We start from the raw sequence: 19293 nt of genomic DNA, 5'->3' as shown, positions 1-19293 counted from the left end.
CCGTGTCCCTCCGGGTGTCCCCGGCGCGGCTAAGTGATCACGCGGTCCAGTCGAGGATGATCTTGCCGCTGCGGGCGGTCGACGCCTCGTCGAAGGCGGCCTGGAAGTCGCGGTGCGAGTAGCGGCCGGTGATGACGGGGGACAGGTCGAGGCCGCCCTCCAGCAGCACGGTCATCGCGTACCAGGTCTCGAACATCTCTCGTCCGTAGATGCCCTTGATGGTGATCATCGAGGTGACGACCTTGGCCCAGTCCACGGGGAACTCCTGCGCGGGCAGGCCCAGCATGGCGATCCGGCCGCCGTGCGTCATGTTGTCGATCATGTCGCGCATCGCCTCGGCGCGGCCGGACATCTCCAGGCCGATGTCGAAGCCCTCGCGCAGGCCGAGCTGCGCCTGGGCGTCGGTGATGGAGGTCTCGGCGACGTTCACCGCGAGCGTGGCTCCCGCCTTGCGGGCGATCTCGAGGCGTTCGGGGCTGACGTCGGTGATGACCACGTTGCGCGCGCCGGCGTGCCGGGCCACGGCCGCCGCCATGATCCCGATCGGGCCGGCGCCGGTGATCAGCACGTCCTCGCCGACGAGCGGGAAGGACAGCGCCGTGTGCACGGCGTTGCCGAACGGGTCGAAGATGGCCGCCACGTCCAGGTCGACGGCGGTCCGGTGCACCCACACGTTCTGGGCGGGCAGGACCACGTACTCGGCGAAGGCGCCGTCGCGGCCGACGCCGAGCCCGATCGTGCTGCGGCACAGGTGGCGGCGGCCGGCCAGGCAGTTGCGGCACTTGCCGCACACCAGGTGGCCCTCGCCGCTGACGAGGGCGCCGATCTCGATGTCCCGTACGTCCGCGCCGAGCGCCGCGACCTCGCCGACGAACTCGTGGCCGAGGACGAGGGGGGTCTTGACCGCGCCCTGCGCCCAGCCGTCCCAGGCACGGATGTGCAGGTCGGTTCCGCAGATGCCGGTGCGCAGCACCTTGATGAGCACGTCGCCGGGGCCGTACTCGGGCTCGGGGACGTCCATGAGCCACAGCCCGGGCTCGGCCTTGTGCTTGACGAGTGCCTTCATGGGGGTGGCTCCAGGCATGCGGAAGGGGGCGCCGCGGGCGTGCGGGCCCGGGCGGCGTCGGTGACGGCACCAATCTGCCGACCGGCGCGGTGATCAGTCCATCGAGACTTTCTTAAGCGGGTCGACAGCGCAGCTTCACGCCTATGCTCCTCCCGTGACGGGGCCGGGAACCGGACCGGGGAGGTCCGGGGGGAATGGGGAGGTGAGGGGCGTGCCGAGTCTGCGCAGCAGGGCGCTGTCGGCGGCGCTGATCGCGGTGGGACGGCGAAGACGGCTCGGGAGCGCCGAGGCCGTGCGGGCGCGGGTGGCGCAGTCCGCCCGCCGGCCTGCTTCGCACCTGCCGCCGCGCTCGCTGGGCCGGGTCGCGGAGATCTCGCGGACCTTCGTGGGGGCCTGGCCGGTGTACGACGTGTCTCCGCTCGGGAGCGAGCCGGCGTCCCAGGTGCTGTACGTGCACGGCGGCGGCTACATCGGCGAACTGGTGCGTCCGCACTGGGCGTTGATCCGGACCCTGGTGACGCGGGCGGGGGCGCGGGTGGTCGTACCGGCGTACGTCCTCGCCCCGCGCGGGACGGCCGACCGGACGGTCCCGGTCGCCGCCGACCTCCTCAGCGGTCTGATCGAGGGCGGCGGCGCGGGCGGGACGGTGCTGATCGGTGATTCGGCCGGGGCGGGGCTGGCGCTGGCCGCCGCGCAGCGGCTGCGCGACCGCACGGGGGCGCAGCCCTCCAGGATCGTGCTGATGTCGCCCTGGCTGGACGTGACCATGAGCCACCCGGACCAGGCGGGCCTCGAGGCGGCCGATCCGCTGCTGAGCCGCCCGGGGCTGCGGGAGGCGGGGCGGCTGTACGCCGGCACGCTGGCCGTCGAGGATCCGCTGGTGAGTCCGCTGCGGGGGTCCTTCGGGGGGCTGGCGCCGCTGACGGTGTTCACCGGGACCCGGGACGTGCTGAGCACGGACAGCAGGGAGCTGCTGCGCCGGGCGCGGGCGGCGGGCACGGAGGTGGAGTTCCACGAGGAGGCCGGGCTGCCGCACGGCTATCCCCTGCTGCCGGTGCCGGAGGGGCGGGCCGCGCGCGAGCGGATCGTCGAGCTGGTGCGGGCGGCGGCCGACCTGTGATCCCCGGACATCGCGCTACGCCGTGCAGGTCATGAGCGAGCTGACCGGCCAGGCGCGGTAGGCCGTCCAGTACGCCTCGTCGCGGACGGGGTCGGGGGGCGGAGTGCGGTTCGGCTGCCAGCCGACCGTGGCGAAGCCCGCGTCGACGGCCGCTTCGGCGAGGTCGGCGTGGGACCATTCGCGGAACTCGAAGGGGACCGGCGGCTCCGTGAGAAAGTGGGCCTTGAGCAGCGGTGCGTCGCCCTCGTGGACCCGGTCGAGGATGCGGACCCCGTACGGCGACCAGTCCACGCGCGGGTAGGCCCCCGCGTTGGGGACGATGGCGAGGAGTTTCCCGCCGGCGCGCAGATTGGTGCGGGCGGAGCGGAACATCGCGTGCAGGGAGCTGCGGTCGGGCGCGTAGTTGAAGAGGTAGACGGCGGTGGCGAGGTCGAAGGGCCCGAGGTCGGGGAGGCCGGCGGCGTCGGCGACGAGGTACTCGATGCTGCCCTGCCGCTCCTCGGCCTCCTCGTGCTCGCGGGCAAGTCTGATCATCTCCTCGGAGATGTCCACGCCGACGGTGCGGCGGGCGCCGCCGCGGGCCAGCAGCCGGGTGTTGTAGCCGTATCCGCACGCCAGGTCGAGGGTGTCGAGCCCGCGTACCCCGCCGAGCGCGTCGAGGGCGCCGAGGAGGGTGTGGGTGTCCGCCGCCGAGAAGGCGGCCGTGCTCTTGGACTCCGCGAAGCGCTCGCCGATGGTGTCGTACTGGTACCGCATGCTCTGCCTTCCGGTGGCCCGCCGGGGGAGGGTGACGCGTGCGTATCGTGCCCCGCGGCGCGTCGCAGGACGGCCCGTACACCCGTGCGTCCCCCGGACGAGGGATGCGGTCGGCCTATCGCCGCCGCTCACGGCCGCGTCGGCGGCGTCCACCGGGGTCCCCTCCCGCTCAGGAGGGAGCCAGCTCGCGGGCGCAGGTCCGCAGCCAGGCGTGCGCCGGGTCGGCGTCGTGCCGCGGGTGCCATGCCATCCCGAACGGCAGCGTCGGCAGGTCGAGCGGGACCTCGAAGGTCTCCAGACCCAGCGCGTCGGCGAGCGGCACGGTCCGGGTGGTGAGCAGGCCGACGAGGTCGCTCTCGCGCAGCACGAACAGGGAGGCGGGGAAGGTGCCGACACTGCCCACCACGCGCCGAGTGAGGCCCTGTTCGGCGAGGGCGGCGTCCACCGGGCCTTGCAGGCGGCCGCGCCGGGAGGCGACCAGGTGCTCGGCGGCGGCGAAGCGGCGGGCCGTGACGCGCCCGCGGAGCAGGGGGTGGCCGGGCCGGACGACGGCCAGCATCCGCTCGTCGGACAGGTGCTCGACCCGCACCTCCGGGGAACGGGTGTCGACGACGCCGAGTTCCAGGTCGGCGACGCCTTCGCGCAGGGCCGGGACGTCCACGTGGCTCTCCCCCAGGAAGCGCAGCCGCACGCCCGGCGCCTCCGCCTTCACGCGCGTGAGGAGCGTCGCCGCGTGGACGGCGGTGAAGGCGTCGTTGGCCAGCACCGTGAAGGTGCGGGTGAGGGTGGCCAGGTCGACCTGACCGCCGGTCAGGAACAGCGCCCGGGCCCGTTCGACGACGGCCCGCACCTCGCCCCGTACGGCCAGGGCGTGCGGGGTCGGGACCATCGTCCGGCCGGCCCGGACCAGGACGGGGTCGCCCAGTGCCTTGCGGATCCGGCCGAGGGTGCGGCTCATGGCGGGCTCGGAGAGGTGCAGGCGGGCCGCGGCCCGGGACACGCTCGACTCCTCGAGGAGGACGTCGAGGGCGACGAGCAGGTTCAGGTCCCAGGGCCCGGATCCGGATTGCGTCACGTGCATTCATCCCTTGCAGAACTTGCACTGGAAAGCAGGTCTCCCCAACTCTACGGTGGCTCAAGGGAGATGCCCGTGGCACCTCCGTGTGCCGCATCCCACCGCCACCCGCCACCGACTCCGAGGAGGAGCCGTGCTCCGCCATGCCCAGAATCCGACCCGGGCCGAACCGGCCCCGGGCCTTTCCCGGCCCGCCCTGCTCGTCCTGTGCGCCTGCGTGCTGGTCGCCCAGGGCATGGTCGCGGCCGTCAACCTGCTGATCCCCCAGCTCGCCGCGTCGAGCCTGCGGCCGAGCCCCGGTCAGCTGCTGTGGGCGGTCGACGCGTACGTGATCGTCTTCGCCGCGCTGCTGATCCCGGCCGGTGCGCTCGGCGACCGCTACGGCCGCAAGGGCGCCCTGCTCGGCGGGCTCGCGCTGTTCGCCGCGGGCGCGGCGCTCAGCGCCCTCGCCACGGCCCCCGCGGTCCTGATCGCCGGGCGCGGCGTGTGCGGGGCGGGCGCGGCCCTGATCATGCCGGCCACCATGTCCGTCCTGATCCACCTGAGCCCGCCCGAACGGCGCGGCCAGGCCCTGGCCACCTGGACGCTGTCGGCGGGCCTCGGGGGTCTGGCCGGCAATGTCGCGGGGGGCCTGGCCGGTGAGTTCCTGACGTGGCGGGCGCTGTTCTGGGCCGTCGTCCCGCTCGGTGCGCTGCTCGCGCTCGCGGTCGCCCGTACGGTTCCCCGCACCGCGTCGCGGCCCGACGCGGCCGTCGATCCCCTGGGGGCCCTGCTGCTGGCGGGTGCCCTGCTCGGCGTGGTGTACGGGATCATCGAGGGGCCCTCGTACGGCTGGGGTTCGGTGCGCGTGCTGACGGGTTTCGCGGCCGGTGCCCTGCTGCTGGCGGCCTTCGCGGTGCACGGACTGCGCGCCGCCCGCCCCCTGCTGGACCCGCGGGTGTTCGCCTCGCGCAGGTTGCGCGCCGGGGCGCTCGGCATCGGCACCGCCTTCTTCGGGCTGTTCGCGCTGTTCTTCGTCAACGCCCAGTACCTCCAGTACGCGAAGGGCTTCTCCCCGGCCCTGACGGGCCTGGCGATCGTCCCGCTGACCATCGGGATGGCCCTGGTGCCGCGCTTCGGCGCCCGGCTGCAGGAGCGGACCGGGCCCCGGCTGCCGGTCGGGGCGGGGCTCGGTCTGATCGGGGCGGGGCTGCTGCTGGTCTCCACCGCCGACGCGGGCACCCCGTACGCCGTGTACGCGCTGTACCTGCTCGTGCTGTCCGTCGGCACCGGGCTGTGCGCGCCCGCGCTGACCCTGACGGTGGTCGCCGAGCTGCCCGCGCACCAGGCCGGGCTCGGCTCCGGGCTCAACACCGCGGCCCGGGAGATCGGCGCCGCGCTGGGCGTGGCGGTGGTCGGCACCGTGCTGGCTTCCCGCTTCCACGGGGACCCCCGTGACCCGGCGCAGATCGCGGCCTTCACCGGCGCGATGGGGGCGGCGCTGCGCACGGTGGCCGTGGTGCTGCTGCTCGCTTCGGCCGCCGTGGTGGCCGGGTACCGGAGCGGCGCGCCGAAGGGGTAGCGCGCATCCGGGCCGGGATGCAGGGCACACCGCCGAGGGCGCATGCTGGCGGTGTGACGGGGAGACCGGACAGCAGCGGCCCCGCCCCTGACGCCACGGCCCAGGCGGTCGCCCGGGCCACTGTCGACGTGGTGGCGGCCGTCGGCGGGTACGCGGGCGGGGTCTACCTGCGCTCCGGTACCCCGGACCTGCTCCTGCTGGCCGCGGTCACGGGGCTCCCGGTGCCGCTGTTCCGGCCCTGGCAGCGGATGCAGGTGAACCGCCCGTACCCGGTGGCCGAGGCCTTCCGCTCCGGACAGGCGGTGCACCTGCCCGACGTGGAGTCGGCCATGCGCCGGTTCCCCCAGCTGATGGCCGGGCTGCCCTTCCCCTTCGCCTCGCTGTACGAGCCGGTCACCGCGGGCCGCGAGCGGTTCGGGGTCCTGTTCGTACTGCGCCAGGTGACGCCGGGGCTGCCGGTGGGCGCCCCCGACCGGGAGCGGATGCGCGACACCGCGGACCGGCTGGCCCGGGAGCTGGCGGCGCTGACCGCGGCCGGGCTGCCGGTGGTCTGGGAGGGCGCCCCGGTGGCCGTGTACATGCCGTCGCCGGCGCCCGATGCGACGCCGGGCGGATCCACCGGTGGCACCGGTTCCGGCGAGGCCCGGGCGGCCGTGGACCGGCTGGCGCAGGCCGTGCTGTCCATGGACCGGCAGGGCCGGATCGGCTTCGTCAACGCCGCCGCCGAGGAGCTGTTCGGCAGCAGCCGGGCGCGGCTGCGCGGGCAGGTGCTGTGGGAGGCGCTGCCCTGGCTCGGGCACCCGGCGTACGAGGACCACTTCCGCGCGGTGTTCCTGTCCACCGAGCCGGTGCACTTCGCGGCCCGCCGCGGCCGGGAGCCGACGGTCGAGTGGCTGTCGGTGGACCTGTACCCGGCGCCCGACGGGGTGACCGTGACCATCAGCGCGACCCCGGATCCCGGCTACGCGCCGCCGTCCACGGTCCACCCGGGGGCGGGCCTCGGCTCACCGGCGGACCGGGCGTCCGCGCTGTACCGGCCGGTGGCCCTGGCCATCGCGCTGACCGAGGCGGTCACGGCCCGCCAGGTGTCGGCGGTGGTGACCGAGGAGCTGCTGCCCGCCTTCGGCGGCCGCCAGCTGGCGATCTACCTCCTCGACGAGCGGCACCTGCACCTCGCCTGGGAGACCGGTTTCCCCAAGGGGTTCCTCGACCCGTTCGACGGGGTCGCGCTCGACGTGCGGCTGCCGGGGGTGGAGACGCTCACCTCCGGCCGCCCGCTGTTCTTCGAGTCGATGGACCACCTGGCCTCCGCCTACCCGGGGCTGCCGCTGGACGCCTCGGTCGGCGCCCGCGCCTTCCTGCCGCTGATCGCCTCCGGCCGGCCCGTCGGCTCGTGCATCCTCGGCTTCGACCAGCCGCGGGGCTTCAGCCCGGAGGACCGTACGGTCCTGACCGCGCTCGCCGGGCTGATCGCGCAGGCGCTGGAGCGGGCGCGGCGCTACGACACCGAGGCGGCGCTCGCCCGGGGGCTCCAGGCGGCGCTGCTGCCGCACCGACTGCCGGTGCGCGAGCACGTGGCCACGGTGGGCCGCTACGTCCCCGGCACCGCCGGAATGGACGTCGGCGGCGACTGGTACGACGTCATCGAGACCGCCGCGGGTCCGCTGGCCCTCGTCATCGGGGACGTCCAGGGCCACGGCGTGCCGGCGGCCGCCACCATGGGGCAACTTCGCAGCGCCGTACGGGCCTTCGCGCTCACCGGGAGTACGCCGGAGCAGGTGATGAGCGGCACCAACCAGCTGCTCATCGACCTCGACCCGGGCCAGTTCGCGAGCTGCTGCTACGTGGTCCTCGACCCGGCGACGGGAGCCGCCTCGGCCGTCCGGGCCGGGCACCCCCAGCCGCTGCTGCGCCACCCGGACGGCCGGACGGAGGTACTGGACCTGGCGGGCGGGGTGGTGCTCGGCATCGACGCGCAGGCCTCGTACCCGGTCACGGAGCTGCGGCTGGAGCCGGGCTCGCTGCTGGCCCTGTACACGGACGGGCTGGTGGAGGTGGCCGGCTCCGACATCGACCTCGGGGTGGAACGGCTGCGGATGGCCCTGGCGGCCACCAGCCCGACCCCGCTGACCGAGGCGGCGGACCGGCTGATCGCGGAAGCGGGCAGCGCCCCGGACCGGCCGGACGACATCGCCCTGCTGCTGGCCTCCCGTACCTAGGAGGCACGCCGGGGGGAGGAGTGGATCACCGGCGGGCTGGATCGGGCAAAGCGGAGGGAAATTCTTCGGCGGCCGGGCTGCGGTTCCCGCACACGCCTCTCGGGCAGCGCTTACACCGTCTTTACGTCGTGATCAGCCCCGGCGGGGCTCCCCAACGATGGAATCCGCAGGTGAACAACCCTTGACCTGCGGATCTCGCGGAGATTGCATGTCGGCCCGGGAGCCACGGAACCACCTGCTCACCACCGCCTCGGAGGCGATACCGCTCCCGCGCTCATTCACCGCACCTGCCGATCGGAACCCCGCACCGATGACTGACACCATCAGCGCACCACAGGCCCTCTCCCCCGCCACCGGGCCCGTCCCCCAGAAGCTCAAGCGTTCCATCGGCGTCGTCGGAGGGACCCTGCTCACGCTCTCGTGCGTGACGCCCGCCTCGACGCTCTTCGTCGTCGTACCCGACCTCTTCGCCAGTCTCGGCACCTGGACCGCCCTCACCATCGCCATCGGCTCGCTGCTCTGTATCGGCGTGGCGTTCTGCTACTCCGAACTGGGCACGCTCATCCCCAGCGCGGGCGGCGAGTACGCCATGGTGTCCACGATGGCCGGCCGGCTCGCCGGGTGGCTGGTCTTCGTCCTGTCCCTGCTGGTCGTCATGATCGTGCCGCCCGTGATCGCCATGGGCACCGCCGACTACCTCGCCCCGGTGGTCGACATACCGGCACCGGTCGCGGGCGGCGGCGTCATGCTGCTCGCCACCCTCGCCGGTCTCCTCGACCTGCGGGCCAACGCCTGGATCACCGGCATCTTCCTGGTCCTGGAGGTCATCGCGGCCGCCCTGGTCGCCGTCCTGGGCTTCGCGCACAGCGAGCGCGGCGCCGACGCGCTGGTGCACGGCACCGTCGCCGCCGAGGGCGGTGGCACGTCCACCGTCACCGCGATGATGGTCGTCTCCGGACTCGCCATCGCCCTGTTCATCACCCAGGGGTTCTCGACCGCCGTCTACCTGTCGGAGGAACTGGAGAACCCGCGGCGCAACGTCGCCCGCACCGTGCTGCTCACGCTCGCCATCTCCACCGCCGTCATCCTGGTCCCGGTCATCGCCATCACCATGGGCTCCCCGGACCTGGACGCGCTGGCCGCCGGTGACCTCGGCGGGATGGTGACCGCCTGGTCCAACTCGGCCGTCGGCACCTTCGTGAGCCTGTGCGTCGCCCTGGCCATCATCAACGCGGGCATCGTCATGGTCATCCAGAACTCGCGGGTGCTCTTCGCCTCCGCCCGCGACAAGGCCTGGCCCGAGCCCGTCAACCAGGCGCTGTCCAAGCTGGGCCGCTTCGGCTCGCCGTGGGTGGCCACCCTGCTCGTCGGTGTCCCGGGTGCGGCGATGTGCTTCGTCAACCTCGACACGCTGTACGGGGTCACCGGCGTCTCGGTGACCGGCATGTACCTGCTGGTGGCGGTTGCCGCACTGTTCAGCCGGCGCGGGGCGCACCGCGAGGCGGCCGCCTGGCGGATGCCGCTGTGGCCGGCCGTCCCGGTCCTGCTGATCCTCGTACTCGGGTACATCCTGACCCAGCAGGAGACCCAGTACCTGCTGTGGACCGGCGGGATCACCGCCGCGGCCACCCTGTACTGGGCGCTGTACCTGCGGCCGCGGCGCGAGACGCGCTGGCTGGTCAGCATTCCGGAGGACGGCGAGGGGATCGCCGCGTAAGGAGATCACCGCGTAAGCCGCAGGGGGTGTCCGGCCGTCGGCCGGGCGCCCCCTATTCGGCCACCCGGATGACGACCTTTCCGAAGGGTGCGTCGGTGGCATAGCCGCGGTAGGCGGCGTGCGCTTCCTCGAAGGAGTGCACGCGGCCGATGACCGGGCGCAGTCCGTGGGCCGCGACGGCCCGGTTCATGTCCTCGAACCGGGCCCGGCTGCCGACGAAGACCCTTCGGATCGTCGCCAGGCTCGACGCGTACGCCGCGTGCGAGATCTCGATCCCCGGCCTGCCCGCGCTGCCGGTGACGAGCAGGGCGATCTGGCCGTAGAGGGAAGCGGCGCGCACCGACTGATCGAGGGTCTCCGGCCCGCCGGTCTCCACGACCAGGTCCGCTCCCTGATAGTCCGTCAACTCTTTTACTCTGGCCCCCCATTCCGGCTCGCGCACGTAATCGACGACCGCGTCCGCGCCCAGCGCCTTGAGCCGGTCCGCCTTCTGCCCGTCCGAGGTCGTCGAGACGACCCGGCAGCCCAGGAGCTTCGCGAACTGCACGGCGAACAGGGCGACCGGGCCGGTGCCGAGGGTCAGTACCGTCTGTCCCGGCAGCAGGGGGTCCCCGCCGGTCAGGGCGCTCCACGCGGTCACCGCCGCGCAGGGCAGGGTGGCGGCTTCCTCCCAGGTCAGGTGGGCGGGGACGGGTACGGCACTCTGCTCGTCCAGGACGGCGTACTGCGCCAGCATGCCGTCGAGGGTGCAGCCGGGCTGGTCGACGGCGCCCGGGGTGATCCGGCCGGAACGCCAGCGCGGGAAGTAGGTGCCGGCGACGCGGTCGCCGACCGCGAACCGGGTCACGGCCTCCCCCACCGCCATGACCTCGCCCGCGCCGTCGCTGAGCGCGATGACCCCCGGAACAGCGGGCAGCGGGTAGTGCCCGTGGAGGATCAGCAGGTCACGCCGGTTGAGCGAGGCGGCCTTCACCGCGACGACGATGTCGGTCGGCCCGGCCGGTTCCGGAACGGAAGGGCCGCTGTCGCGCAGCACGATCCCGTCGATGTCACCGAACGCTTCCAGGTGGTACGCACGCATCCCGGCCTCCAGGGCGGTTCCGTCGGTCCGTTGTCCTTCCGGGCCCCGATGCTGCGCGGCGGGAACACGCGCGGCAATTCCCTGCGGGGAATCGCCGGGTCCGCCGGGCGGCGGCTAGAAAGGGGCCATGGCCACCACCGCCCCCACCGCACCTGTTGAGCCCTCCCCCTTCTCCCTCGAAGTGCGCCGGCGTCGGGTGCTGCGCCGGATGAGCCAGCTCGAACTGGCCACGCTCGCCGGCACCACGCAGCGCCACCTCAGCTTCATCGAGAGCGGCCGGTCGCGGCCGGGGCGGGCGATGGTGGTGCGGCTCGCCGAATCCCTGGGGCTCACCCTGCGGGAGCGCAACTCCCTCCTCCTGGCGGCCGGTTACGCACCTGCCTACGCCGAGTCCCCGCAGGACGGGGCCGCCCTGGAGCCGGCCATGACGGCCCTGCGGACCATCCTGACCGGCCACCTGCCCTACCCGGCGGTGGTCGCCGGGGCGCGCGGGGAACTGGTCCTGGCGAACGAGGCCTTCGGGGTGCTCACCGAGGGCGCGGCGGCGCACCTGCTGGAGCCGCCGGTGAACGTGCTGCGGCTGGCGCTGCACCCCGAGGGCATGGCGCCGCGCGTGCTGAACCTGGCGGCGTGGGGGCGGCACATCGTGGAGAACCTGCGGGGCCGCGCGCAGGCCCATCCGGATCCGGAACTGGACGCACTGCTGGCGGAGTTGTGGGGCCATCTGCCGGCGGAGGCGCCGGCGGGGCCGGACCACCTCGGCTTCGCTGTGCCGCTGCGACTGCGCAGCGCGGGCGGCGAGCTGCGGCTGCTGACCACCCTGACCTCCTTCGCCACGGCCGTGGACGTCACGCTGGCCGAACTGCACCTGGAGGCCTTCCTCCCGGCCGACGCGGCCACCGCCGACCTCCTGCGCCGCCGCGAGGAGACCCGCAAGGCCGGCGCACAGCCCTGACATTGCCGCTACCGGCAGCTCTTCCTGCACTCCCGTGCAGCGGAAGCCGACGGGATGCAAGGGGGAGACTTCCGCTCAGTCCCCCTCCTCCTCCCGGGCCAGGGTGAGTGCGGTGTTGACCAGGCCCACGTGGCTGAACGCCTGGGGGAAGTTGCCGAGTTGGCGGCGGGCGACGGGGTCGTACTCCTCGGCGAGCAGTCCCACGTCGTTGCGCACGGCGAGCAGCCGCTCGAAGAGGGCACGGGCCTCCTTGGGCCGGCCCGTCAGGTAGAGGGCGTCGGCCAGCCAGAACGAGCAGGCCAGGAAGGCTCCTTCGTCGCCGGGCAGTCCGTCGACGGAGGGGCCTTCGGTGCTGTAGCGGCGGACCAGGCCGCTTTGGCCCAGCTCCTCCCGGACCGCGTCGACGGTGCCGATGACGCGGGGGTCGTCGGGGGGCAGGAAGCCGACCCTGGGGATGAGGAGGGTGGCCGCGTCGAGTTCGCGGGAGCCGTAGTACTGGGTGAAGGTGCCCCGTTCGGGGTCGTAGCCCTTCTCGCAGACGTCGCGGTGCACCTCGTCCCGCATGGTGCGCCACCGCTCGACGTCCCCGGGCATCGAAGGGTCGTGTTCCAGGGTGCGCACGGCCCGGTCGGCGGCGACCCAGGCCATCACCTTGGAGTGCACGAAGTGGCGGCGCGGGCCGCGTACTTCCCACAGCCCTTCGTCGGGCCGCCGCCAGTTCTGCTCCAGGAAGTCGAGCAGGGCGAGCTGGATCCGCCAGGCGTGGTGCTCGGAGGGGATTCCCGCGGCGCGGGCCAGGTGCAGGGAGTCGAGGACCTCTCCGTACACGTCGAGCTGGAGCTGGTTGACCGCTGCGTTGCCGACGCGCACGGGGGCGGAGGAGGCGTAGCCGCGCAGCCAGGGCAGTTCGACCTCGGGGATCCGCCGCTCGCCCGCGATCCCGTACATGATCTGGAGGTCGGCCGGGTCGCCGGCGACGGCGCGCAGCAGCCAGGCGCGCCAGGCGAGGGCTTCGTCGAGGAAGCCGGTGGCGAGGAGGGAGCCGAGGGTGAGGGTGGCGTCGCGCAGCCAGCAGTAGCGGTAGTCCCAGTTGCGGACGCCGCCGAGCTCTTCGGGGAGGGAGGTGGTGGCCGCGGCGGCGATGCCGCCGGTGGGGGCGTAGGTGAGGGCCTTGAGGGTGATCAGGGAGCGGGTCACGGCCTCCCGGTAGGGGCCTTCGTAGCGGCATTGGGCCGCCCATTCCCGCCAGTCGGCGAGGCTCTGCTCCAGGGCCTGGAACGGATCGATGGGCTCGGGGCGCGGCTCGTGCGAGGGGTGCCAGGTGAGGACGAAGGCGACGCGCCGGCCGGCGGTGATCGGGAACTGGGAGCGGGTGCTGTTGTCCTCGCCCCAGGTGCGGACCGGGGGTTCGCTGCGAAACCAGGCGGAGTCGGGCCCGGCGATGGCGACGCGGTCGCCGTTGATGCGGCGGACCCAGGGGACGACGTGGCCGTAGTCGAAGCGCAGGCGCAGGGTGCTGCCCATCCTGACCCTGCCGGAGACGCCCTCGACGATGCGGACCACGTCGGGGGCGACGTCGCGCTGCGGCATGAAGTCGATGACCTTGACGGTGCCGGTGTCGGTCTCCCAGTAGGTCTCCAGGATCAGGGAGCCGTCCACGTAGGCCCTGCGGGTGCACTGCTCCCCTTCGGCGGCGCCGAGGGGTGCGATGCGCCAATGGCCGTTCTCCTCCTCGCCGAGGAGTCTGGCGAAGCAGGCCGCCGAGTCGAAGCGCGGCAGGCACAGCCAGTCGATGGACCCGTCACGGCCGACCAGCGCGCTGGTCATGAGGTCGCCGATGAGTGCGTAGTCTTCGATGGGTTGTGTCATTTGATCGCTCTTCCCGCGAATGTCCGGGGCCAATCAGGCCGGCCCCGGGCACCCGCGGGTGCGTCAGCTCCGTACGAGGAGCAGCACGCCGGCGAGGACGACGCCGAGGGATACGGCGAGGGCGCCGTGGGCCAGGCGGTGGCTGCGGAGCACGGGCAGGAACCGGTCGACGGCGTAGCGGCCGGGGCCGGTGAGGGCGAGGGCCGCGGCGCCCGCGGTCAGCAGCAGCTCGTACTCGATGCCCTCGGGGGCGAAGAAGGAACCCGCGCCGTGCACGGCGATCGCGTTGATGAGGGTGCCGACGACGGCGGCGCCGGCGAGCGGGGTGAGCAGGCCGACGGCGAGGCCGAGGCCGCCGAGGGTCTCGGTCAGACCGGCGAGGACGGCCATGGCGTCGCCGGCGGGGTAGCCACTGGCGGTGAAGAACCGGCCGGTGCCGCTGACGCCGCCGCCCCCGAACCAGCCGAAGAGCTTCTGGGAGCCGTGCGCGGCCATGGTCAGGCCGAGGACGAGGCGCAGGAGCAGCAGGCCGGTGTCGTGGCCGGGGGTGGACGGGGTGAGGTCATGCGCCGTCAGCGTCGTCCGGGTCTGCGCGGGGGTGTTCGCCGAGGTGACGGAGGGGGTGGTCATCGTGGGGGTTCCTTCCGGTCGGGCGGCCGAGGGTGCGGGGACGGGCAATCGGGTGTTGTTCAAATTCGAACCGCCGGTCAGTGACCCTAACCAGTGATTCAAATTCGAACAACCCGTGTACCCTGATCCCATGGCTGAAACGAGATGGCTGGACGAACGCGAAATGCGGGCCTGGAGCGGGTTCCTCGCCGCGTCGGCCCTGGTGAACCGCCGTCTCGACCAGCAGCTGAAGGACGACTCAGGACTCTCCCACCCGCAGTACGAGATCCTCGTGCGCCTCGCCGCGGCACCCGGGCACGAACTGCGCATGACCGAACTCGCCAATGGCCTGATCAACTCCAAGAGCGGGCTGACCTACCAGATCACTCAGATGGAGAAGGCCGGGCTGGTCCGCCGCCGCAGCTGCCCCTCCGACGTGCGGGGCGTCTTCGCCGTCCTCACCGAGGCCGGCCGCGCCCGGCTGGACGAGGCGGCGCCGGGTCACGTGGCCACGGTCCGCGAGATCCTCGTCGACGTGCTCACCCCCGAGCAGCTCGACGCGCTCGCCGACGGACTGGGCGAGGTCGGCCGGCGGCTGCGCGCGCAGGGCGCCTGAGCAGCCCCGGTACGCGGGCACCCGATCCGGGTATACGAGCGCAATGGACGGAAAGGTCTGGCTCATTCTGGCGGCGGTCATCGCGGCCGGACTCGCGCTCTGCGCGGCCGTGCTGCTCGTGCGGGTCTTCAAGGCGCGGCGGCTGCTGCTCGACGCGGGGATCCCGCTGCGCGACAAGGCCCTGTTCTGGGTCGCCGTCCTCTACACGATCTCACCGGTGGATCTGATTCCGGATCCGGTGTACCTGGACGACATCGGCGTCCTGCTGCTGGCCCTGCGCTCCCTCCACGCGGCGGCGGCCCACCTGCCCGGCAAGGACCCGGCCACGCCGTGAGCAGTGCGGGCCGGACGGTCAGCGGACTCCCCGGGTACGGAACTGGATGCTGATGCGGGGGCCGACGGCCCGCGCCGTCTTCGGGACCGCGTGCTCCATGGTCCGCTGGCAGGAGCCGCCCATGACGACGAGGTCCCCGTGGCCCAGCGGCAGCCGCAGCAGGGTGGGGCCTCCGTCCCGGGGGCGGAGGGCGAGATCGCGGGGGTCGCCGACCGACACGATCGCGACCATGGTGTCCTGGGTGGAGGAGCGGCCGGTCCGGTCGCCGTGCCAGGCCACGCTGTCACGGCCGTCGCGGTAGAGGCAGAGCCCGGCGGTGACGAAGGGCTCACCGAGTTCGGGGGCGTAGTGGCGGGTGAGGGTTTCACGGGCCTCGGTGAGGACGGGGTGCGGGAGCTCCTCCCCTTCTCCGTAGAAGGCGAGGAGCCGCGGCACCTCGACCTCGCGCTCGTACATCTGGCGCCGCTCGGCCTGCCAGGGCACCTCGGCGGCGAGCCGCTCGAAGAGCGCGTCGGCGCCGCTCAGCCAGCCGGGCAGGTGGTCCACCCAGGCGCCCGCGCCGAGCGCGGTGCGCCGGAGGCCGGCGAGCGGGCCGAGCAGGATCTCGTCGCCCTGGTCGAAGAGGGATCCCTGCAGGCCCGGCAGTGCCCGGTTTCCCTGGGCTCCTCGGACTGCGTGCATGCCACCACTCTAACCCCACGAACCGAACATCTGCGCGAATAGCGGGGCCCGCTCGTTCACGGCCCCGGAGTGCGGGCCGCCCTGCGGCCGAGGATCTCGGCGAGGCCACGGCGGGTCGCCGCCAGCACGACGCGGTCCTCGGCCTTCAGCACGTAGCCGGGGTGCAGCTGCCACACCAGCCCGGGCTGCCGGGCCGGATCCTCGGCGTGGGCGGTGGACAGGTCGGGACGGCGGTCCTCGGGTGCGTCCGTGTCGAGGGCGATCACCCGCCAGGCCCCCGGCCGGAAGGAGTCGGCGATGGTCAGCCCCTCCAGCTGCGGATGGCCGGCCACCTCGATCGCGGCGAAGAGCAGGACGCGGCGCTCCACGGGTATGGCTCCGAGGATCTGCCGGCCCATCATCGCCCCCGCGAACGCCGGGGCGGCGAGGTGCGTCACGCTCCTGCTGCGGGTGAGGGCGGCGGGGTGGGCCGCGCGCAGGGTGCGGTAGACGGCCGTCGCGAAGTCGTCCTCGAACAGGCGCATCACCACCCGCAGGCCGGGTTTGACCGTTCGGGCGTACAGGGCGGCTTCCAGGTTGGTGGTGTCGGAGCTGGTGAGGGCGAGGAGCGAGTGCGCCCGGTGGACCCGGGCCGCCTCCAGCACGCCTTCCTCGGTGACGTCGCCGAGGACCACAGGAACGCGCAGGCTCCGGGCGAGGGCCAGACCGCGGGCCTGCGGGTGCGACTCCACGCACACCACCGGGATGTCCAGCTCCCGCAGCCGCGCCAGGACCCGCGTTCCGATCTTGCCCAGTCCGAGCAGGACGACGTGACCCGACTGGCCGCGGGACGGGCGGCGCAGGACGCTGGCCGTCCGGAAGGCGCCGAACGCCTCCAGTGCGGCGGCCACGAGGACCGGCAGGAGGAGCAGGCCGACGAATCCGGCCAGGATCTGCAGCGTCTTGCGCTCGGGGGGCTGACCCAGGGCCGGATCGTTGATCGCGAAGATGTCCAGCAGCGTGATGTAGGCGGCGTGCAGCGGATGGTCGCCCGTGGTCACCCACGACGCCACGGCGAGAGCGGTCACGGCCAGCACGATGCCGGCCAGTGACCAGCGCAACCGCCGCGAGAAGAGGTAACCAACCGGCAGGGAAGCGGCGTTGAAACGTGCCGCTCGCCGCGCCGGGGCCTGCCCCGGCCCGACATGGGTGATTGCCTCCAGGGCCACGATGCCCCGCCCGGTCGCGGCGGCCACCGCGGGGGCGTCCGGGAGGAGTTGCAGGCCGCGTTCGCCGCCGAGCACGGAACTCTCGCTGCCCGCCGGGTCGGTGGCCGTCGCCGACAGCAGGGCGAGCGTGCACAGGCCCGGGTCGGCCACCTCACCCGGGCCCGGAGGCGTGCGCTCCACCGCGCGCAGCAGCAGCCCGTCCGCCTGCACCACCTTGCTCGTTCCGGCGATCGCGCTGGCGGCCAGGGCGGGGGCCGCCGTATCGGCGTCCGAGAGCACCGTGGTCGAGGAGTCGAGCTCCCGCCGGTCGAGTTCCGGCTCGGCGACGATCGCCGCCTGGTCCAGCAGCTCTTCCAGGTGCTGGCCGAGCTTGCGGTTGTAGAGCCGGATCACCAGCCGCAGCCTCGGGTTGAGGCGCCGGGCCACCAGGGCGGCCCGGATGTTGGTGTCGTCGTCCTCGTAGACGAGCGCGAGCGCGGCGGCTCCGGCCACCCCGGCCGCGGCCAGCACCTCCTCGTCCGGCTCGGCCGCCTCCAGTACCCGCAGCTCGCTCTCGGGCGGTCGCCCGGCGGCCGTCGTACGGGACCGGGCCGCCGGTACGCGGCCGAACAGTGCGAGGCCTCGGCCGGTTCCCCGGTGCCCGAGTGCCGGCCGGGGGTTCCGGGCGGCGGGCACCACGAGCGTCACGCGCTCCTCGTACACGTCGCGGAGTTCGGCCGCGAGCCGACGGGACAGGCCGTCGTCGCCGCACACGACCATCCGGCCGTCGGCGTCGGGGAGTTGGTTCTGGGAGAGGTTCGGCTGCACCCGCACAGGATGCCCTGCCGGAACGGCAGGACGGCGGGATCAGCCGAGGGCGTCGAGCAGCTCGCGCTCGCGCGAGGAGCTGAGGCCCGAGCGGCGGCTCCGGTCCAGGCCCTGCTCGCGTTCCCAGCGCAGGGTGTCGGCCACCAGCTCCGCCCGGGGCCGGTGCCGGAGTCCCGCGGCGCGCGCCGCGGCCCCGTGGCGGGCGGACCAGCCGGTCCAGCCCGGGTCTACCAGCCACATGGGCAGGGACTCCTCCCCCATGTACTCGGCCACCCCCTGCGCGAGCAGCCAGGCCGAGTCGGCCGTGACCACCGGGCCGGTGTGCCCGCCCGCGGCGCGGCACAGGTCGATCCATTCGGCGAACGGAACGACGGGCCCGACGGCGTCGTAGGTGCCGGTGGTCCCCGCCTCCGCGGCATCGAGGAGCCAGCCCGCGAGGTCCCGCACGTCGACCGTCTGCGTGGGCAGCGCCGGTTCGTCGGGAACCAGCATGGGGCCCCGGGGATCGCGTGCGGCGCGGGCGGCCCAGTAGCCCGAGCGGCCGCTGTGGTCGCCCGGGCCGCCGATGAGTCCGGCGCGGGCGATGAGGAGGCGCTCGCCCACGGCGGCCGCCGACGCCTGCTCGCAGGCGACCTTGGACTCGCCGTACAGGGAGCGGTCGGTCTCGCTCCGGTCGGTCGGGGGAAGGAGGGCCGCGGACTCGTCCGCGCCCGGGGCGTCGTGGGAGGCGTAGGCGCTGACGGAGGACACGTACGTCCAGTGGGCGGCCGCGCCACCGAGTGCGGCGAGCGCCGCCCGGACGAAGCCGGGCTGCCACGACACCTCGAAGACCGCGCCCCACTCCCGGTCGGCGAGGGGTTCGTACGCCGCGGGGTCGCGCCGGTCGGCGGCCACCAGCCGTGCACCGGGGGCCACGTGACCGCTCTCGCCACGTGCCAGGCACGTCACCCGGTGCCCGCGCTCCAGGGCCTGGCGCGACAGCTCGCGGCCCACCCATGCCGTTCCGCCCAGAACCAGTATGTCCATCCCGACACCCAAGCACCGCGCGCCCCGGGCGGACAGCCGCCTTCGCTGACAGCGGAGCCGGCCGGCCGGGACCCACCCGGCCTGCACCGACCCGGACGGCCCGCCCCGGCCCGCCCTGCCGCCTATCCCTGCCGCTGGTTGATGTTGACCAGCCAGGTGATGCCGAACCGGTCCGTGCACATGCCGAACACGTCGCCCCACATCTGCTTCTCCAGCGGGACCGCGACCGTGCCGCCGGCGGAGAGCTTCTCCCAGTAGCCGCGCAGCTCGTCGGCGTCCTCCCCGCTCACGCTGACGGAGATGTTGTTGCCGGGCTTGAACGGCTGCCCGGGCGGGTTGTCGGCGCCCATGAGCGTGAAGCCGCTGTCCGTCTCGAGCATGCTGTGCATGATCCTGTCGGCGGCGTCTGCGGCCTCCTTGGCCCCGAACTCGCCGTAGGTGTGCGTCTTCAGGTCGCCGCCGAAGATCCCCTGGTAGAACTCCATGGCCTGCCGGGCGTCTCCGTCGAAGCTGATGTACGGGTTGAGGCGAGAAGGCACGAGGTCTTCCTTTCGTGGTGCGCGATCGGTTCCGGTGACCCCCCGGCTCCAGAC

General features: G+C 73.6%; 17 protein-coding genes. 7 read left to right on the top strand and 10 right to left on the bottom strand.

What is annotated here, in order from left to right:
* Positions 1–37: 37 nt before the first annotated feature.
* The gene (gene tdh, locus ACIP5M_RS15885) at positions 38–1066 is read right to left on the bottom strand and encodes an L-threonine 3-dehydrogenase (protein ID WP_401197082.1); all 1029 of its coding nucleotides are present in this window, start codon (positions 1064–1066) and stop codon (positions 38–40) included.
* Between the two features lie 211 nt (positions 1067–1277).
* On the opposite strand from tdh, the gene ACIP5M_RS15880 reads away from it, so the two are divergent.
* Positions 1278–2186 carry an alpha/beta hydrolase fold domain-containing protein gene (locus ACIP5M_RS15880; protein WP_401197079.1) on the top strand — a complete coding sequence of 303 codons (909 nt, stop codon included), beginning with the start codon at positions 1278–1280 and terminating at the stop codon, positions 2184–2186.
* A gap of 15 nt (positions 2187–2201) precedes the next feature.
* Here ACIP5M_RS15880 and ACIP5M_RS15875 read toward each other — a convergent pair whose 3' ends face one another.
* On the bottom strand, positions 2202–2942 hold the full coding sequence (locus ACIP5M_RS15875) for a class I SAM-dependent methyltransferase (protein WP_401197076.1): 741 nt from the start codon (positions 2940–2942) through the stop codon (positions 2202–2204).
* 169 nt (positions 2943–3111) lie between these two features.
* Complete coding sequence (locus tag ACIP5M_RS15870) at positions 3112–4023, bottom strand: LysR family transcriptional regulator (RefSeq protein ID WP_401197074.1); 912 nt, start codon at positions 4021–4023, stop codon at positions 3112–3114.
* 127 nt (positions 4024–4150) lie between these two features.
* Between ACIP5M_RS15870 and ACIP5M_RS15865 the strand changes: the two genes are divergently transcribed.
* The 3 genes from ACIP5M_RS15865 (at position 4151) to ACIP5M_RS15855 (ending at position 9514) form a co-directional block, all read left to right on the top strand.
* Positions 4151–5578, top strand: coding sequence for an MFS transporter (locus ACIP5M_RS15865; RefSeq protein WP_401197072.1), 1428 nt, complete (start codon positions 4151–4153; stop codon positions 5576–5578).
* Positions 5579–5595: 17 nt separating this feature from the next.
* Positions 5596–7797: a SpoIIE family protein phosphatase gene (locus ACIP5M_RS15860; RefSeq protein ID WP_401197070.1), complete on the top strand. Its 2202-nt coding sequence runs from the start codon at positions 5596–5598 to the stop codon at positions 7795–7797.
* Between the two features lie 310 nt (positions 7798–8107).
* Positions 8108–9514, top strand: coding sequence for an APC family permease (locus ACIP5M_RS15855; RefSeq protein WP_401197067.1), 1407 nt, complete (start codon positions 8108–8110; stop codon positions 9512–9514).
* 52 nt (positions 9515–9566) lie between these two features.
* Here the strand turns inward: ACIP5M_RS15855 and ACIP5M_RS15850 are convergent, their stop codons facing one another.
* Positions 9567–10595, bottom strand: coding sequence for an NAD(P)-dependent alcohol dehydrogenase (locus ACIP5M_RS15850; protein ID WP_401197066.1), 1029 nt, complete (start codon positions 10593–10595; stop codon positions 9567–9569).
* 127 nt (positions 10596–10722) lie between these two features.
* Here ACIP5M_RS15850 and ACIP5M_RS15845 point away from each other — a divergent pair, with 127 nt between their 5' ends.
* Complete coding sequence (locus ACIP5M_RS15845) at positions 10723–11550, top strand: helix-turn-helix domain-containing protein (RefSeq protein WP_401197064.1); 828 nt, start codon at positions 10723–10725, stop codon at positions 11548–11550.
* Between the two features lie 75 nt (positions 11551–11625).
* Here ACIP5M_RS15845 and ACIP5M_RS15840 read toward each other — a convergent pair whose 3' ends face one another.
* Positions 11626–13419 carry a glycoside hydrolase family 15 protein gene (locus ACIP5M_RS15840; RefSeq protein ID WP_401197063.1) on the bottom strand — a complete coding sequence of 598 codons (1794 nt, stop codon included), beginning with the start codon at positions 13417–13419 and terminating at the stop codon, positions 11626–11628.
* 63 nt (positions 13420–13482) lie between these two features.
* Positions 13483–14049, bottom strand: a complete 567-nt coding sequence (locus ACIP5M_RS15835; protein ID WP_401197060.1) for a DoxX family protein — start codon at positions 14047–14049, stop codon at positions 13483–13485.
* Positions 14050–14179: 130 nt separating this feature from the next.
* Here ACIP5M_RS15835 and ACIP5M_RS15830 point away from each other — a divergent pair, with 130 nt between their 5' ends.
* Positions 14180–14644, top strand: a complete 465-nt coding sequence (locus ACIP5M_RS15830; protein WP_401197057.1) for a MarR family winged helix-turn-helix transcriptional regulator — start codon at positions 14180–14182, stop codon at positions 14642–14644.
* A 43-nt stretch (positions 14645–14687) separates the two neighbouring features.
* The gene (locus ACIP5M_RS15825) at positions 14688–14978 is read left to right on the top strand and encodes a YkvA family protein (protein WP_401197054.1); all 291 of its coding nucleotides are present in this window, start codon (positions 14688–14690) and stop codon (positions 14976–14978) included.
* 18 nt (positions 14979–14996) lie between these two features.
* Here ACIP5M_RS15825 and ACIP5M_RS15820 read toward each other — a convergent pair whose 3' ends face one another.
* From ACIP5M_RS15820 to ACIP5M_RS15805, 4 genes are all read right to left on the bottom strand, one after another.
* Positions 14997–15659, bottom strand: a complete 663-nt coding sequence (locus tag ACIP5M_RS15820; protein ID WP_401197053.1) for an alpha-ketoglutarate-dependent dioxygenase AlkB — start codon at positions 15657–15659, stop codon at positions 14997–14999.
* Between the two features lie 56 nt (positions 15660–15715).
* Positions 15716–17626: a potassium channel family protein gene (locus tag ACIP5M_RS15815; protein ID WP_401197223.1), complete on the bottom strand. Its 1911-nt coding sequence runs from the start codon at positions 17624–17626 to the stop codon at positions 15716–15718.
* A gap of 87 nt (positions 17627–17713) precedes the next feature.
* Positions 17714–18700: an NAD-dependent epimerase/dehydratase family protein gene (locus ACIP5M_RS15810; RefSeq protein ID WP_401197051.1), complete on the bottom strand. Its 987-nt coding sequence runs from the start codon at positions 18698–18700 to the stop codon at positions 17714–17716.
* Between the two features lie 122 nt (positions 18701–18822).
* Positions 18823–19239, bottom strand: coding sequence for a VOC family protein (locus ACIP5M_RS15805; protein WP_401197048.1), 417 nt, complete (start codon positions 19237–19239; stop codon positions 18823–18825).
* Between the last annotated feature and the right edge of the window lie 54 nt (positions 19240–19293).

It is taken from the genome of Streptomyces sp. NPDC088762 (assembly GCF_044750905.1).
GTDB lineage: Bacteria > Actinomycetota > Actinomycetes > Streptomycetales > Streptomycetaceae > Streptomyces.
This window is presented reverse-complemented; position numbering and strand designations above follow the sequence as displayed.

What these genes read in the sequence shown, in the direction of transcription:
- ACIP5M_RS15845 (WP_401197064.1), top strand. Translation starts at nt 10,723, where the DNA reads ATGGCCACCACCGCCCCCACCGCACCTGTTGAGCCCTCCCCCTTCTCC.
- ACIP5M_RS15870 (WP_401197074.1), bottom strand. Translation starts at nt 4,023, where the DNA reads ATGCACGTGACGCAATCCGGATCCGGGCCCTGGGACCTGAACCTGCTC.
- tdh (WP_401197082.1), bottom strand. Translation starts at nt 1,066, where the DNA reads ATGAAGGCACTCGTCAAGCACAAGGCCGAGCCCGGGCTGTGGCTCATG.
- ACIP5M_RS15810 (WP_401197051.1), bottom strand. Translation starts at nt 18,700, where the DNA reads ATGGACATACTGGTTCTGGGCGGAACGGCATGGGTGGGCCGCGAGCTG.
- ACIP5M_RS15830 (WP_401197057.1), top strand. Translation starts at nt 14,180, where the DNA reads ATGGCTGAAACGAGATGGCTGGACGAACGCGAAATGCGGGCCTGGAGC.
- ACIP5M_RS15860 (WP_401197070.1), top strand. Translation starts at nt 5,596, where the DNA reads ATGCAGGGCACACCGCCGAGGGCGCATGCTGGCGGTGTGACGGGGAGA.
- ACIP5M_RS15825 (WP_401197054.1), top strand. Translation starts at nt 14,688, where the DNA reads ATGGACGGAAAGGTCTGGCTCATTCTGGCGGCGGTCATCGCGGCCGGA.
- ACIP5M_RS15820 (WP_401197053.1), bottom strand. Translation starts at nt 15,659, where the DNA reads ATGCACGCAGTCCGAGGAGCCCAGGGAAACCGGGCACTGCCGGGCCTG.
- ACIP5M_RS15835 (WP_401197060.1), bottom strand. Translation starts at nt 14,049, where the DNA reads ATGACCACCCCCTCCGTCACCTCGGCGAACACCCCCGCGCAGACCCGG.
- ACIP5M_RS15840 (WP_401197063.1), bottom strand. Translation starts at nt 13,419, where the DNA reads ATGACACAACCCATCGAAGACTACGCACTCATCGGCGACCTCATGACC.
- ACIP5M_RS15815 (WP_401197223.1), bottom strand. Translation starts at nt 17,626, where the DNA reads ATGGTCGTGTGCGGCGACGACGGCCTGTCCCGTCGGCTCGCGGCCGAA.
- ACIP5M_RS15855 (WP_401197067.1), top strand. Translation starts at nt 8,108, where the DNA reads ATGACTGACACCATCAGCGCACCACAGGCCCTCTCCCCCGCCACCGGG.
- ACIP5M_RS15875 (WP_401197076.1), bottom strand. Translation starts at nt 2,942, where the DNA reads ATGCGGTACCAGTACGACACCATCGGCGAGCGCTTCGCGGAGTCCAAG.
- ACIP5M_RS15850 (WP_401197066.1), bottom strand. Translation starts at nt 10,595, where the DNA reads ATGCGTGCGTACCACCTGGAAGCGTTCGGTGACATCGACGGGATCGTG.